This is a genomic window from Rhizobium sp. CFBP 13644 (assembly GCF_014842165.1).
In the GTDB taxonomy this organism is placed as follows: domain Bacteria; phylum Pseudomonadota; class Alphaproteobacteria; order Rhizobiales; family Rhizobiaceae; genus Agrobacterium; species Agrobacterium tumefaciens_C.
Window position 1 is genome coordinate 890422 of sequence record NZ_JACYVF010000001.1, and the last position, 14287, is coordinate 904708.

Below are 14287 nucleotides of genomic sequence, written 5' to 3' on the forward strand. Positions count from 1 at the left end.
GATGATCCTAACATCGTATTTCAGTTCGACGGGCCGTCGTTGAAACCAACCTCATCGACAAGCTCTGATGCTTTTTTGCGCTGAGCCGCAATGTCGGTCAGCGAAAGCGTGTCCGGCCTGATCGGCCCGAAATTCTTCACGACTTCAGATGGCTGGGCGCCGGGAAGCACAGGATATTCGAAAACCTGCCGTGCATAGATTTCCTGCGCCTCGCCGGATGCCAGGAATTCCATGAGCTTCAACGCATTGTCCCGGTTGGGGGCATATTTCGTAATGGCGACGCCTGAAATATTGACATGTGTGCCTCTATCCTGCGCATTCGGGAAGATCACCCTCACCGCATTGCCCCAGACTTTCTCCTCGGGTTCCTGCTCATTGGTCAGCATCAGACCCACATAATAGGTGTTGCCCAGCGCAATATCGCACTCGCCAGAATAGATGGATTTTGCCTGGCTGCGGTCCGTGCCATCAGGCTTGCGGGCCAGATTGTTTTTGAGGCCCGTCAACCATGTGCGGGTGTAGTCCACGCCGTGATGGGCAATCATCGATGCAAACAGCGCGATATTATAGGAGTGCTGGCCATCGCGTATGCAGATCTTGCCCTTCCATTTGGGATCGGCAAGCTCCTCATAGGTGATGTCTTTCTGGCTCACACGCTCCTTGGAGGCGTAGACGACCCGGCCACGGGTGGTCAGCCCGAACCACTCCCCTTCAGGATCACGCAGATTGGCCGGAATATCTTTCTCGATGATGGGATCGTTGAGAACCGCTTGCGTAACCCCGCCCTCTTTCGCTTCGACAAGACGGGCAATATCCACCGTCAACAGGATATCGGCGGGTGAGTTGACGCCCTCGGCCTGAATGCGCTCCACCAGACCCTTGTCCAGAAACAGCACATTGGCTTCGATTCCGGTTTCCTTGGTGAAGGCATCGAGCAGTGGCTGGATCAGTTCGGGCTGGCGATAGGAGTAGACATTAACCTCCCCACCCGCAAAAGCTGTGGACATTCCGCCACCAACAACCGAAATCATCGATGTCATTGCACAAATCAGGAATTTCGATCTTGCCACGACCAGCGCCTCCGATAAATTAGATAGTTGAGTTGTTTGTTCATGAATCGGACGAACGGTCAACGGGACAATTCTCAGTTCGAAATGGCTGATGTAGAATTTTTTAATTCTGGAATTGTTCTAAAGTGAAAAAGCAACTATATGACTCCACATTCGAAGGTGTCAGGAGATCAGCATGCGTTTGACCAAACAGACCAATTACGCCGTCCGCATGTTGATGTATTGCGCTGCCAATGAGGGCAACCTCAGCCGCATACCCGAGATTGCCAACGCCTATGGCGTTTCAGAACTGTTCCTGTTCAAAATCCTTCAGCCCTTGAACAAGGCAGGTCTCGTGGAAACCGTGCGCGGCCGCAATGGCGGCGTCAGACTTGGCAAGCCAGCGGACACGATCAGCCTGTTCGATGTCGTCAAGGTCACCGAAGACAGCTTCGCGATGGCGGAATGTTTTGAAGATGGCGCCGTTGAGTGCCCGTTGGTAGACAGCTGCGGATTGAACTCGGCGCTTCGCAAGGCGCTCAACGCGTTTTTCGAAGTGCTGACACAATATTCCATCGATGACCTGGTCAAGGCACGCCCACAGATCAGCTTCCTGCTCGGCCTTGAGGAAACCATGGCGAAGCGTCGCCCTGTTGGTGGCCAGGCTGCAGCCCCTGCCGTACCGGCGGCATGAAGCACACTCTTTGACGGATCCAAACCCGCAAACACTGTTTGCGGGTTTTCTTTTTGAGCGGATGGTGGTTGACGATAGTGCCAAAACAGGCGCAACTGCTAAGCGAAACCAGTCTTCCAGCATTGCTTCCGTAATTTGAAATGATCATCAGCCCAGACCTCAAAAGCTTCATTCTCACCGCAATCATTGGCTGTCTCGGCGCACTGGTCGCATTTATGATCGGCCTTCCGGCGCCGTTTCTGTGCGGTCCGGCGATTGCCGTGACGGCGGCTGGACTTGGCGGTTTGAGGCTTTCCGTGCCGAAATCGCTGCGCAATGCCACCTTCGTCGTGGTCGGCATTTCCATGGGAACAAGCGTCACACCTGACGTGATCGACGCTGCAAAGACATGGCCTCTCAGCTTTCTGGCCGTGCTGGTGACCGTGGTCATCCTGCTCTATGTCGCTTACTGGATTCTGCACCATGGCTTCGGATATGACCGAAACACGGCCATGCTGGCCGCCTCGCCCGGTCACCTCAGCTATATCATCAGCCTCACGGCAGAAACAAAAAGCGATCTGGCCAGCGTCAGCGTCATTCAAAGCGTTCGTGTTCTGGCGCTGACGCTCGCTGTACCGCTGCTGGTCGAGTATCTGGATCTCGTCAGCATCGATCCGATTGTTCTCATCTCACCCATGCCACCCCTTGTTCTGGGCCTCACCATTCTCGGCTCGCTGGCGGTTGGATGGATCTTTATGCGCTGGCGCTTTCCCGCCGCATTGCTTCTGGGTGGTGTTGCGGTGTCGATCTTCATTCATATTACCGGCCTGGCCAGTGGCGGTGTACCGAACTGGCTGAGCCAGCCGACCTACATCGTCCTGGGAAGCCTGATCGGCACACGCTTCTCCCGCGCTTCGCTTCGGGATATGCGCAAGGCTTTTCTGGCAGGCGGCGTTGTTACCGTCGCCGTGGTTCTGCTTGCCTCAATCGTCGCTCTGTTGGTCTCTCGCCTGACCGGCGTACCGATCAACGCGGTCATGATTGCCTTTGCGCCGGGCGGGCTGGAAACCATGGCCGCCATGGCCGTGATGATGCATGCCGATACCGCCTATGTCGGCTCTCACCACGTTCTGCGCCTGCTGTTTTTGTCCGTGCTGATGCCATGGGTCTTGCGAAAGAAACCCACCGCCTAAGTTTCAGCATTGCAGCCTGAAAAGTTTGAATTCACTAAAATTCCATGCAACTATTGTGAGCGCCGTTCGTTTTTCAAACCGGACCGGGAAATGCGCTTGCATATCGACATGAGGATGAATTTCCCTCCTGAGCTCTCGTTGAAATGGAGAATGTGGATGAAGCGTTTGATGAAACTCACCGGCGCGGGCCTTGTACTCGCACTTTATGCTTCTTTCGCGCAGGCTCAGGTCGTCGTTGCATCGAAGATCGACACCGAAGGCTCCGTCCTCGGCAACATTATCATGACCGTTCTCAGCAAGAACAACATTGAGACCACCGACCGCATCCAGCTGGGCGCAACGCCTGTCGTCCGCAAGGCAATCACGGCTGGTGAGATCGACATTTATCCAGAATATACCGGCAATGCCGCCTTCTTTTTCGAGAAAGCCGAAGATCCGCTCTGGAAGGATGCCGCCAAGGCTTATGAGGAAGCCAAGACGCTGGACTTTAATGCCAATAAGATCGTCTGGCTGACGCCATCGCCTGCCAACAACACCTGGGGCATCGCGATCCGCAAGGATGTGGCCGAGAAGAACAATCTGAAGACGCTGAGCGAATTCGGCAAATATATTGCAGATGGCGGCCAGGTTGTGCTGGCAGCATCTTCGGAATTCGTCAATTCAGCCGCAGCCCTTCCGGCTTTCCAGAATACCTATGGCTTCACCCTGAAAGCCGATCAGCTGATCACCCTCGCCGGTGGCGATACGTCGGCTACCATTTCAGCCGCCGCCAACCAGACGAATAACGCCAATGCCGCGATGGTTTACGGAACGGATGGTGGCATCGCGCCATCGGGGCTCGTTGTGCTGGAAGATGACAAAAACGTCCAGCCGGTCTACCAGCCAGCGCCTATCGTGCGCGAAGACGTGCTGAAGAAGCATCCAGAAATCGAAACCCTGCTGAAGCCGGTCTTTGAAAAGCTGGATCTTGTAACACTTCAGGACCTGAATGGTCGTGTGCAGGTGGGTGGCGAGCAGGCCAAGGCAGTGGCGCTGGACTTCCTGACGAAGAACGGTCTGGTGAAATAAGGCGCCGTGTTGCAGCGCGCCGCACACTGGACCATACCCAAACCGGACAAGGTCGGAGCGCTCATCGGGGCCCTCTTGCTCTATGCGTTGTTCGCCCTGCCGTTTGCAACGTCGCGCGCCAACCGGATCGTTCAGGGTGAAGTGCGCGGCATTGCGGAGGCGATGCCGCTGGCGTGGTCTTACCTGCTGATTGCGGTGATGAGCATCGCAATCGCAACAGCGTTTTTTCGAACCAACGCGCGTTTCAGACTTGGCGTCGCCATGGCAAGCCTTGCCGTTCTTGCCGTCACAATCGGGATTGCCGCCACTCATCTTACGCCCGCCGGTAACAGCTATGCGCGGGTTTCGCCTGCCAGCGGTTTCTGGCTTCTGGCCGCCGGCCTGATCCTGATGGCAACCGATGCCATAACCCGCCTTCGCCCTCGGCCCGCAATGAAGGTCATGTTGCTCGTCCTGGCGCTGGGCGTGATGGCGGCCACGCTCATTTCGGGACATTGGGACGCGCTTTCCATTCTCAAAGAATATCAAAGCCGACAGGATATTTTCTGGATTGAGGCTGGGCGTCACGTTCAGCTGGCCATCGGCTCTCTCCTTGCCGCGACACTTGCGGGCATTCCGCTGGGCATTCTCTGCTACAAGGTGGCACGCTTGAGGGCCGGCGTGTTGAACAGCCTCAACATCATCCAGACCATTCCCTCTATCGCCTTGTTCGGCCTGTTGATTGCGCCGCTTGGGTGGATTGCGGCCAATGTTCCCGGTGCATCGGCGCTCGGCATTCGCGGCATCGGCATGGCACCGGCCTTCGTCGCGCTGTTTTTGTATTCGTTGCTGCCAGTCGTTTCCAACACGGTGGTTGGGCTGGACGGTGTTTCGAATGCCGTGCGTGAGGCCGCTCGCGGACTTGGCATGACGGCTGCACAGCGGCTTATCAAAATTGATTTCCCATTGGCGCTGCCCATCATTCTAACCGGCATTCGCATCGTTCTGGTCCAGAATATCGGGCTTGCCACTATTGCGGCGCTGATAGGCGGCGGTGGCTTTGGCGTGTTCGTCTTTCAGGGTATCGGCCAGACAGCCATGGATCTCGTTCTGCTCGGCACCATTCCCACTGTTGTCCTGGGCTTCAGTGCCGCAATCCTGCTGGATGCCATCATCGAGCACAACAGCTTCAACGGGAGATCCCGCGCATGATCGAGGTCGTCAATCTCACCAAGGAATATGACGGTACGGTCGTGGTCGACGATGTCTCGCTGACCATGGCCGCCCGCAGCATAACCGTGATTGTCGGCACCTCGGGATCTGGCAAGACCACGCTGTTGCGCATGATCAACCGGCTGGTGGAGCCATCCTCCGGCATCATCCGTATCGACGGACAGAATATTCTCGATATGCCCGGCTACAAGCTTCGCCGCAGCATCGGCTACGCCATTCAGGGCCACGGACTTTTTCCCCATAGGACCGTAGCGCAAAACATCGCCACCGTGCCGGAATTGCTTGGCTGGGACAAAGCGCGGAATAATGCCAAGGTGGCAGAGCTTCTCGATCTCTTCCAGCTCGATCCCGCCCTTTACGCCAACCGTTTTCCATCGGAACTGTCAGGTGGGCAGCAGCAGCGAGTGGGCGTCGCCCGGGCGCTGGCAGCCGAGCCCAACATTCTTCTGATGGATGAACCCTTCGGCGCTCTCGATCCCATCATTCGCGCCAAGGCGCAGGATGATCTCCTGGCGATCCAGAAGAAACTCGGCGTCACCATTGTTCTTGTGACGCATGATATGGATGAGGCCTTTCATCTGGCAGACCGTATTGCCGTGATGGACAAGGGAAAGATCGTGCAATATGGGCGGCCTGCCGAGCTGGTGCTGAAGCCTGCAACGGATTTCGTGCGCACGATGATCGGCGAGCGGGAAAGGCCCCTGCGCCTGCTATCCGTCGCGACGGTCGGTGACATTGTCGAGCCGGGTCAATCGGATGGTGAGGCCTTACCCTCGTCAACCAGCCAGCGCGATGCGCTGTCTGCCATGCTTTGGGCCGGACGCGACACCCTGCCGGTCACCGATGAAACGGGTATCATCACAGGCCGCATCCGCCGAGAAGTTCTTTTGCTGAACGCCGCTGGCTCCGCATGAAGATTGGAATTGGACCATTCCTTCTGGCGACGCTGATTGTCATTCTAGCCATATTTCTTGTGTGGCCGGAAGCGTTCGAGCCGGTTTTCCGGCCCCTCGTTCAGACCAATGCGCCGGCCATCTACAAGCAGGCCAATCTTTTGTCCTTGACCCTCTCCCATCTCCAAACCGTAGCAATCGCAACTTCGGGTGCCATCGTGATTGCCGGAACGCTTGCCATTCTGGTGACCCGTCCCTTCGGTCATGCGTTTCTGCCTCTTTCGCGCAGCATCGTGAATATCGGCCAGACGTTCCCGCCGGTCGCCGTGCTGGCGCTGGCCGTGCCGATGATCGGCTTTGGCGAAAAGCCGACATTGATTGCGCTTTTTCTCTACGCACTGTTGCCGATTTTCGAAAACACGGTAACTGGCCTCACTGCTCTGCCCCCTGCCATCATGGAGGCGGCACGGGGCACTGGGATGACAGGTTTTCAGCGCCTCTGGCGGGTGGAATTACCGCTGGCGCTGCCCGCCATTCTATCCGGCATCAGGTTGTCTGCCGTCATCAGCCTCTCCACCGCAACCATCGGCTCAACGGTGGCCGCGAAAACGCTGGGTGAGGTCATCATCGCGGGGCTGCAATCCAACAATCTGGCGTTCATCCTGCAAGGTGGCCTTGTTGTCGCGGCACTCGCTGTGCTCATTCACAGCGCCTTCTCCATGTTGGAAGCGAAAGCCTCCCACCGTGTCGGCTATTGATACAGAAGGCTCTCAAACCGGACGTGCAGAAAAAGTTTTGGCATCGCAGCTAGGATGTTGTAGGCGATAGCCACATGCTTTTGGAAATGCGGAGGACTTCATGAAACAAGCAATCATCGTCATGGGCGTCAGCGGCTGTGGCAAGTCCACCGTTGGCGAGGCGCTGGCGGAAAAGCTCGGCATTCCCTTCATGGAGGGTGACAAGCTTCATCCCGCTTCCAATGTTGAGAAAATGGCTGCCGGAACGCCTTTGAACGATGATGACCGTTGGCCTTGGCTTGATCTTGTTGGTGCCGAACTACGAAAGGGTTCTGAGGCTGATGGTATCGTCATCTCCTGCTCGGCGCTGAAGAAGAGCTACCGCGAACGTTTGCGTGACGCCTGCGGGGGTCCCCTCGCCTTCGTCTACCTTGATGGCAGCGAGGCGCTTCTGACGGAGCGCATGGGTGCCCGGACCGGCCACTTCATGCCGCTTTCCCTGTTGAAAACCCAGCTCGCAACACTCGAAGTGCCAACCGGCGAACCCGGTGTCGTCACCGTCAGCATCGACACGTCTCCAGAAGAAATCACCGAGAACGCCCTGAAGGGCTTGGCAGCGATTTAAAGCTACACGCCCAACCTGTCGCGCAAACCGTACCACCATGCGCCGAGCATGGTGAGCGGCACGCGAAACGTCTTGCCGCCCGGGAACGGGTAGTTCGGCAGCGACGACCAGACATCGAAGCGCTCCGCATGTCCGGCCACCGCTTCACCCAATATCTTGCCCAGCAATTGCGTTGTGGTCACGCCGTGTCCGCTATCGCCGTGGGAGAAGTAGACGTTGGGCGACAATTGCCCGATATGCGGAATACGGGTCAGCGTCAGCGCGAAATTGCCGCTCCACGCGAACTCAATCTTTGTGTTCTGCAATTGCGGGAAGGTCTTCAGCATATTGGGACGGATGACGCCGGTCAGGTCATCAGGATCGGTCCCGCCATAGCCGATGCCACCGCCATAGAGCAGACGGTTATCGGACGTGCGGCGATAATAATCGAGGATATAATTGGCATCTTCGACGCAATAATTGGCAGGCAGAAGCTCCTCGATCAAGCCAGCATCCAGTGGCTCCGTTGCCATGACCTGGCTTGATACCGGCATCATGCGCTCACCGATTTCCGGCAGCAGACCACCCAGATAGGCGTTACCGCAAACCAGAACATATTTGGCCGCCACCTTGCCCTGCGCGGTTCGCACGACAGGATTTGCCCCCTGTTCGACGGCGATGACACGAGAGTTTTCAAAGATGCGCCCGCCGAGCCGCTCGATTGCGGCAGCTTCGCCCAGAACATAGTTCAGCGGGTGGATATGGCCGCCGAAACGATCGATCATGCCGCCCGCATAGCGGTCAGACTTCACATATTTGCCGACCTCGGCCTTGGACACCATTTCAAGACCGGTATGGCCGTGCTTTTCCCAATTGGCCTTGTTAGCCGCCATTTCGGTGATCTGCTTGGGCGTGAACGCCGCAAAGAAGCCACCATCGACAAGGTCGCAATCGATGCCGTATTTCGCCACCCGCTCGCGGATGATGTTTCCGCCCTCGAGCGACATTGCGCCCAGCTGTGCGGCTTTCTGCGCGCCATAACGTCTTGCGACCGTGTGGAGATCGCGGCTGTAACCATTGACGATTTGCCCGCCATTGCGCCCCGAGGCACCAAAGCCCACGCGCTCGCCTTCCAGAACAATGACGGAGAAACCCTTTTCCGCCAGTTCCAGCGCTGCGGACAGGCCGGTGAACCCTGCGCCAATGATGCAGATATCTGCATCTTGATCGCCCTGCAAAGCGGTGCGCACGGTCTTACTGTTGGCAGACGCGGCGTACCAGGAGGGGGCGTGGCCGGAATTGGGAGTGGTCGTTACAGCTGCCATATTAAACCGTCCTGATATATGCGTCATATTCGACGTCGGTCACGCGGAGCGAAAATTCCGACAATTCCTGCTGCTTGCAGGCCGAATAGAGCGTTCGATATTTCTGCCCGAAGGTTGCATAGGCAAAGCTGGAACGGGTGAACCGCTGAAGCGCGTAATCCCAGTTTGTCGGCAGCGGCTCGTGGTTGACCGCGTGGCTATCGCCAGAGATCGCGCCGCCGGGCTGGCGCTTTTCCTTCATGCCGGCCAGTGCGGCACTGAGGATCATCGCAAGCACCAGATAGGGATTGGTATCTGCCCCCGCCACGCGGTGCTCGATGCGGGTTGCGTGCTTGTTGGCCACAATCACGCGCACCGCAGCGGATCTGTTATCAATGCCCCAAGATGCGTAGGTCGGCGCGTGTTCGCTCGGGCGCAGGCGGCGGTAGGAATTGGCATGGGGCGCAAACACCGCCATGCTCTCCCCCATATTTTCCAAGAGACCGCCGACGGAATGCATCAGTGCTTCAGAAGGACCGTTTTCACCCGCATAGATGTTGTTACCTTCGGCATCCAGCATGGAGAAATGCACATGCATGCCGTTGCCAGCCTGCATGCCGTAGGGCTTGGCCATGAAGGTGGCATCGAGGTCATGCTTGCGTGCCACGCCCTTGACGATGCGTTTCAGAAACACCGCATAGTCTGCGGCCTGAAGGGCATCGGGCACGTGGTTGAGGTTGATTTCATATTGCCCGGGGCCGTTTTCGCGAAGCGTGGTATCGGCAGCGACATTCTGCGCACGGCATGCGGTCGAGATATCGTGGAACACGCCTTCGAAATCCTGCAATTCCGAGATGGAGAGAACCTGCGTCTGGCCCGTGTGCCAGCGTCCTTCGCGGCTGCGCGGTGGGCGCACCGGGTCCAGCGCGGAACGAACAGGATCGATCAGGTAAAATTCAAGCTCGGTTGCCACAACAGGCGTCAGGCCGCGCCGGGTAAAACCGGCCAGCACCTGCGCCAGCACATTGCGCGGATCACCGTAAAAGCCGTTGCCATCAGGGTCTTTCATTGCCAGCAGAACCTGCGCCGTGGGACGCCCAAGCCACGTTACGCGAGACAGGGTTTCCGGCACAGCAACGCAGAGACCATCAGGATCGCCGGTGCCTTCAGCAAGACCGGCTGCGTTAACGTCACGGCCCCAGATATCCAGCGCATAGACCGAGCGCGGAACCGCCATGCCTTTTTCCAGCACATCAATGGCACGCTCGCGCGGTATCCATTTGCCGCGCGGCACGCCATTGACGTCAATGACGAAAGCTTCCAGAATTTCAATATCGGGATTTTCTTCGAAAAACTTCTTCGCGTATTCAATATCGACCATTATTCACCAGCATGTTGTTTCAGCTTCGGTTCGCGGCAAAGTCGCTAACGGAAAGCATCCACAAGCTGATAAATAAGATATCGCGCCGTCATGATGACATTACGCCTCATTGTTTCCCACGTTGATACCACATCGTACGTGGGCTGAGCGCAGAAGGCCAGCCTGTTCTTGAAAATCCCTATTCGCTGACCGCAGCCGTCTTCACCGCCTCGATATTGAAGGCAGCCGCCATTAGTGCGCGGGTGTAGTCTTGGGCTGGAGCTTCAAAGATTGTCTTGGCAGGACCGCTCTCCACCACCTTGCCGTGGCGCATGACAATCATGTCGTTGGCAAGCGCCTTCACAACCTTCAGGTCGTGGCTGATGAAGAGATAGGCCAGATCGTGCTTAGCCTGCAGGTCACGCAACAGGTCCACCACCTGCGCCTGCACGCTCATATCAAGCGCCGATGTCGGCTCGTCCAGCATCACGAAGCGAGGTTTCAGCACCATGGCACGCGCAATGGCGATACGCTGTCTCTGACCGCCGGAAAACTCGTGCGGGAAGCGCCAGCGTGTGGCGGTATCCAGCCCCACCTCGTCCAAAGCCTGCGCCACGCGCCGGTCCCGCTCATCCGCAGACAGCGATCTCTCATGCACGCGCAGACCTTCGGCAATGATCTCGCCCACGGACATGCGCGGGCTAAGCGAGCCGTAAGGGTCTTGAAATACCACCTGAAGCCGATTTCTGAGCGGCTTCATCATCGAGTAGGAATAGCCTTCGATGGACTGGCCGAGAAAGGAGATGCGGCCTTTGGATGCGATCAGCCGCGATAGCGCCAGACCAAGCGTGGTCTTGCCCGACCCGGACTCACCAACTACGCCCACCGTCTGTCCTGCCCGCAGCGTAATATCGATGCCATCCACCGCCTTGACGTGATCCACGACCCTGCGCATCAGGCCCGCCTTGATCGGGAACCAGACCTTGATGTCGTCTCCCTGCATGACGACAGGCTTGCTGCTATCGGAATGCGGCGGCTCGCCCTTTGGCTCGGCCGCCAGAAGATGGCGCGTGTAGGCGTGCTGCGGATCGTTGAAAACCTGCGCGACCGTGCCCGTTTCCACGATCTTACCCTTGGTCATCACGCAGACACGGTCTGCGAATTTTCGCACAATACCGAGATCATGGGTGATGAACAGCATGGACATGCCATGCTGGTTTTTCAGATTGCCTAGAAGTTCGAGAATCTGGGCCTGCACAGTGACGTCGAGTGCGGTCGTTGGCTCATCGGCAATCAGCAGCTTCGGGCGGTTGGCAAGTGCCATGGCAATCATAACGCGCTGGCGCTGCCCGCCGGAAAGCTCATGCGGATAGGCCTTCAGGCGCTTTTCCGGCTCACGAATACCGACCTGCAACAGCAATTCCAAGATGAGTTTGCGCGCCTCGGCCCCCGATAGGGCCTGATGAAGTTCCAGGATCTCGCCAATCTGCCGCTCGATGCTGTGCAGCGGATTGAGCGATGTCATCGGCTCCTGAAAGATCATGGTGATGTCGTTGCCGCGAACGGCGCGGAGTTCACGCATCGAGGCGTTCAGCAAATCCTTGCCTTCAAACAGGATCTGGCCGGAGGGATGGCTTGCGGCAGGGTAAGGCAGCAATTTCAGGATCGAGTTTGCGGTCACGGATTTGCCGGAACCGGATTCGCCCACCAGCGCCACCACTTCACCCGGCATGATATCGAACGACACGTGATCGACAGCCACGGTTTCCTTGCCGCCCTGATGGAAGGCGACGGAAAGGTCACGAACGGAAAGAAGCGGCGTTGTCATCTGGTCCGTCATGGCACTCATCGGAAGGTCTTTCGCGGATCGAAGGCATCACGCACGGCTTCGCCGACGAAAATCAGCAGGGACAGCATGATCGACATGGTGAAGAAGGCCGTGAGCCCCAGCCATGGAGCCTGAAGGTTGTTCTTGCCCTGCGCAATCAACTCGCCCAGCGATGGAGAGCCGGGCGGCATGCCAAAGCCGAGGAAATCCAGCGAGGTCAGGGTGGTGATCGATCCGGACAGGATAAACGGCAGGAAGGTCAGCGTCGCCACCATGGCATTGGGCAGAAGGTGGCGGTACATGATGGTGCCGTTGCCAACCCCCAATGCGCGTGCGGCGTTGACATATTCGAAGTTTCGGGCGCGCAGAAACTCGGCGCGCACGATGCCGACGAAGCCGACCCATGAGAACAACAGCATGATGCCAAGCAGAATGAAGAAGCCGGGCGGCAGAATGGCGGCGATGATGAGCAGAATGTAAAGCACCGGCATGGATGACCAGATCTCGATGAAGCGCTGCATCAGAAGGTCCGTCCAGCCACCGAAATAGCCCTGCACGGCACCGGCGGTCACACCGACAATGGCAGAGGCGATGGTGAGCGCTAGCCCGAACAGCACGGAGATACGGAAGCCATAAATTACCCGGGCGGCCACATCGCGCGCCTGATTGTCCGTGCCCAGCCAGTTGAGATTGCCAAGCGTACAGGCGGGATCGGCTGCCCCTTGCGGATAGGCCGAGCAACGCTGCTGCTCGTCCATCAGCCAGAAGGGTGGCGTCGGGGCCGAATGCGGAATGTTGGAATTGACCGTCTGATAGGAATAGCGGATCGGCGGCCAGATCATCCAGCCATTGGCATTGATTTCATCCTGAATGAAGGATGATTTGTAATCGGTCTGGGCCAGAAAGCCGCCAAATTTCTCTTCCGGGTAATCCACCATGACAGGCACCAGAATCTCGCCCTTGTAGGAGGCGATGATCGGCTTGTCATTGGCAAGAAACTCAGCAAACAGGCTCAATCCGAATATTAGCAGGAACAGCCAGAACGACCAGTAACCACGGCGGTTTGCCTTGAAATTCTGCCAGCGCCGGACGCTTGTGGGGGAAAAGAACGGACGCTTCTGTGGCGGCGTATCGACTGTGGCGGGAGCAACTGTCGTCATCACACATCCCTCCGGTCAAAGTCGATGCGCGGGTCGATCCAGGTGTAGATCATGTCGGATATCAGGCTAACCACGAGCCCCATGAGAGAAAAGATGAACAGCGTTCCGAACACGATCGGATAATCCCGGTTGACGATAGACAGATAGCCCAACCGTCCGAGACCATCGAGCGAGAAGATGTTTTCGATCAAAAGCGAGCCGGTGAAGAAGGCCGAGATGAAAGCTCCGGGGAAACCGGCGATCACGATCAGCATCGCATTGCGGAACACATGGCCATACAGCACCTTGTTTTCCGACAGACCCTTGGCGCGCGCCGTCACCACATATTGCTTCTTGATTTCATCGATGAAGGAATTCTTGGTCAGAAGTGTCGTTGTCGCGAAGGCCGAGAGAACGAGCGCCGTCAGCGGCAGGGCCAAGTGCCAGAAATAGTCGATGATCTTCTGCCACCATGACAGTTCCGCAAAATTATCAGAGGTCAGCCCGCGTAGCGGGAACCAGTCGAAGAACGAGCCGCCCGCAAACACCACGATCAGAAGAATGCCGAACAGGAAGCTCGGCACGGCATAGCCGACGATCACGATGCCCGATGTCCAGACATCGAATGTCGACCCATCAGAAACGGCCTTCTTGATGCCGAGCGGTATGGAGATCGCGTAGGAGATGATCAGGATCCAGAAACCGAGCGAGATGGAGACCGGCAGCTTGTCGATGATGAGATCGATGACGGAGGAATTGCGGAAGAAGCTGTCTCCGAAATCAAAGCGAATGTAATTCCACATCATGTCGAGAAAGCGGGTGAGCGGCGGCTTGTCGAAACCAAACTGCTTTTCGAGCTTGGCGATCAGTTCCGGGTCAAGCCCCTGCGCACCGCGATATTTCGATCCGCTTTCATCCAGACCACCCTGCCCCATGAGGTCGCCGCCGCCAGACAAACGGTCGGAAGCGCTGTCTCCGGAGCCCGAAAGCTGGGCAACGACCTGCTCCACCGGTCCACCCGGCGCAAACTGGATGACGAGAAAGGAAATGCCCATGATGCCGATGATGGTCGGTATCATCAGGGCAAGACGCCGCAGAATATAGGCTCCCATCAGGCGCGTCCCGACATGGCACGAGGTCTTGATGTCATCGGCTTTGTCAAACCGTTTCCTTTCGGGCCTGCTGTCTCTACCGCAGGCAGCGTGATTCGTAATGGCTCATGTGAAT

Annotated in this window: 13 protein-coding genes; 7 read left to right on the forward strand and 6 right to left on the reverse strand. The window is 57.4% G+C overall.

The genetic code is table 11. From position 1 onward, the window contains the following. Positions 1-20: 20 nt before the first annotated feature. Complete coding sequence (locus IFT53_RS04255) at positions 21-1040, reverse strand: Fe(3+) ABC transporter substrate-binding protein (RefSeq protein WP_197980116.1); 1020 nt, start codon at positions 1038-1040, stop codon at positions 21-23. Positions 1041-1245: 205 nt separating this feature from the next. Between IFT53_RS04255 and rirA the strand changes: the two genes are divergently transcribed. From rirA to IFT53_RS04290, 7 genes are all read left to right on the forward strand, one after another. Next, the gene (gene rirA, locus IFT53_RS04260) at positions 1246-1743 is read left to right on the forward strand and encodes an iron-responsive transcriptional regulator RirA (RefSeq protein WP_244656188.1); all 498 of its coding nucleotides are present in this window, start codon (positions 1246-1248) and stop codon (positions 1741-1743) included. A 140-nt stretch (positions 1744-1883) separates the two neighbouring features. Next, positions 1884-2915 carry an AbrB family transcriptional regulator gene (locus IFT53_RS04265; RefSeq protein WP_192063217.1) on the forward strand — a complete coding sequence of 344 codons (1032 nt, stop codon included), beginning with the start codon at positions 1884-1886 and terminating at the stop codon, positions 2913-2915. Positions 2916-3065: 150 nt separating this feature from the next. Continuing rightward, on the forward strand, positions 3066-3983 hold the full coding sequence (gene osmF / locus IFT53_RS04270) for a glycine betaine ABC transporter substrate-binding protein OsmF (RefSeq protein ID WP_192063216.1): 918 nt from the start codon (positions 3066-3068) through the stop codon (positions 3981-3983). A gap of 9 nt (positions 3984-3992) precedes the next feature. Then, positions 3993-5174 carry an ABC transporter permease gene (locus tag IFT53_RS04275; protein ID WP_197980117.1) on the forward strand — a complete coding sequence of 394 codons (1182 nt, stop codon included), beginning with the start codon at positions 3993-3995 and terminating at the stop codon, positions 5172-5174. Then, the gene (locus IFT53_RS04280) at positions 5171-6109 is read left to right on the forward strand and encodes an ABC transporter ATP-binding protein (protein ID WP_192063215.1); all 939 of its coding nucleotides are present in this window, start codon (positions 5171-5173) and stop codon (positions 6107-6109) included. Before IFT53_RS04275 ends, IFT53_RS04280 begins: the two co-directional genes overlap by 4 nt. Beyond that, on the forward strand, positions 6106-6846 hold the full coding sequence (locus tag IFT53_RS04285) for an ABC transporter permease (protein WP_192063214.1): 741 nt from the start codon (positions 6106-6108) through the stop codon (positions 6844-6846). Before IFT53_RS04280 ends, IFT53_RS04285 begins: the two co-directional genes overlap by 4 nt. 100 nt (positions 6847-6946) lie before the next feature. Continuing rightward, positions 6947-7450 (forward strand): gluconokinase, encoded by a 504-nt coding sequence (locus IFT53_RS04290; protein WP_192063213.1) that lies wholly within the window; start codon positions 6947-6949, stop codon positions 7448-7450. 2 nt (positions 7451-7452) lie between these two features. Here IFT53_RS04290 and IFT53_RS04295 read toward each other — a convergent pair whose 3' ends face one another. The 5 genes from IFT53_RS04295 to IFT53_RS04315 all read right to left on the reverse strand — a co-directional run bounded on the left by IFT53_RS04295 (position 7453) and on the right by IFT53_RS04315 (position 14172). Continuing rightward, complete coding sequence (locus IFT53_RS04295) at positions 7453-8754, reverse strand: NAD(P)/FAD-dependent oxidoreductase (RefSeq protein WP_192063212.1); 1302 nt, start codon at positions 8752-8754, stop codon at positions 7453-7455. A 1-nt stretch (position 8755) separates the two neighbouring features. Next, complete coding sequence (locus tag IFT53_RS04300) at positions 8756-10117, reverse strand: glutamine synthetase family protein (RefSeq protein WP_192063820.1); 1362 nt, start codon at positions 10115-10117, stop codon at positions 8756-8758. 175 nt (positions 10118-10292) lie between these two features. Beyond that, positions 10293-11942, reverse strand: coding sequence for an ABC transporter ATP-binding protein (locus tag IFT53_RS04305; RefSeq protein ID WP_192063211.1), 1650 nt, complete (start codon positions 11940-11942; stop codon positions 10293-10295). Then, positions 11939-13081, reverse strand: coding sequence for an ABC transporter permease (locus IFT53_RS04310; RefSeq protein ID WP_192063210.1), 1143 nt, complete (start codon positions 13079-13081; stop codon positions 11939-11941). Before IFT53_RS04310 ends, IFT53_RS04305 begins: the two co-directional genes overlap by 4 nt. Beyond that, positions 13081-14172, reverse strand: coding sequence for a microcin C ABC transporter permease YejB (locus IFT53_RS04315; RefSeq protein WP_042616254.1), 1092 nt, complete (start codon positions 14170-14172; stop codon positions 13081-13083). The genes IFT53_RS04310 and IFT53_RS04315 overlap by 1 nt, the downstream gene beginning before the upstream one ends. Positions 14173-14287 lie beyond the last annotated feature (115 nt).

Coding starts and splice junctions, on each gene's coding strand:
- IFT53_RS04255 (WP_197980116.1), bottom strand. CDS start 1,040: ATGACATCGATGATTTCGGTTGTTGGTGGCGGAATGTCCACAGCTTTT.
- IFT53_RS04280 (WP_192063215.1), top strand. CDS start 5,171: ATGATCGAGGTCGTCAATCTCACCAAGGAATATGACGGTACGGTCGTG.
- IFT53_RS04310 (WP_192063210.1), bottom strand. CDS start 13,081: ATGACGACAGTTGCTCCCGCCACAGTCGATACGCCGCCACAGAAGCGT.
- IFT53_RS04305 (WP_192063211.1), bottom strand. CDS start 11,942: ATGAGTGCCATGACGGACCAGATGACAACGCCGCTTCTTTCCGTTCGT.
- osmF (WP_192063216.1), top strand. CDS start 3,066: ATGTGGATGAAGCGTTTGATGAAACTCACCGGCGCGGGCCTTGTACTC.
- rirA (WP_244656188.1), top strand. CDS start 1,246: ATGCGTTTGACCAAACAGACCAATTACGCCGTCCGCATGTTGATGTAT.
- IFT53_RS04295 (WP_192063212.1), bottom strand. CDS start 8,754: ATGGCAGCTGTAACGACCACTCCCAATTCCGGCCACGCCCCCTCCTGG.
- IFT53_RS04285 (WP_192063214.1), top strand. CDS start 6,106: ATGAAGATTGGAATTGGACCATTCCTTCTGGCGACGCTGATTGTCATT.
- IFT53_RS04315 (WP_042616254.1), bottom strand. CDS start 14,172: ATGGGAGCCTATATTCTGCGGCGTCTTGCCCTGATGATACCGACCATC.
- IFT53_RS04290 (WP_192063213.1), top strand. CDS start 6,947: ATGAAACAAGCAATCATCGTCATGGGCGTCAGCGGCTGTGGCAAGTCC.
- IFT53_RS04265 (WP_192063217.1), top strand. CDS start 1,884: ATGATCATCAGCCCAGACCTCAAAAGCTTCATTCTCACCGCAATCATT.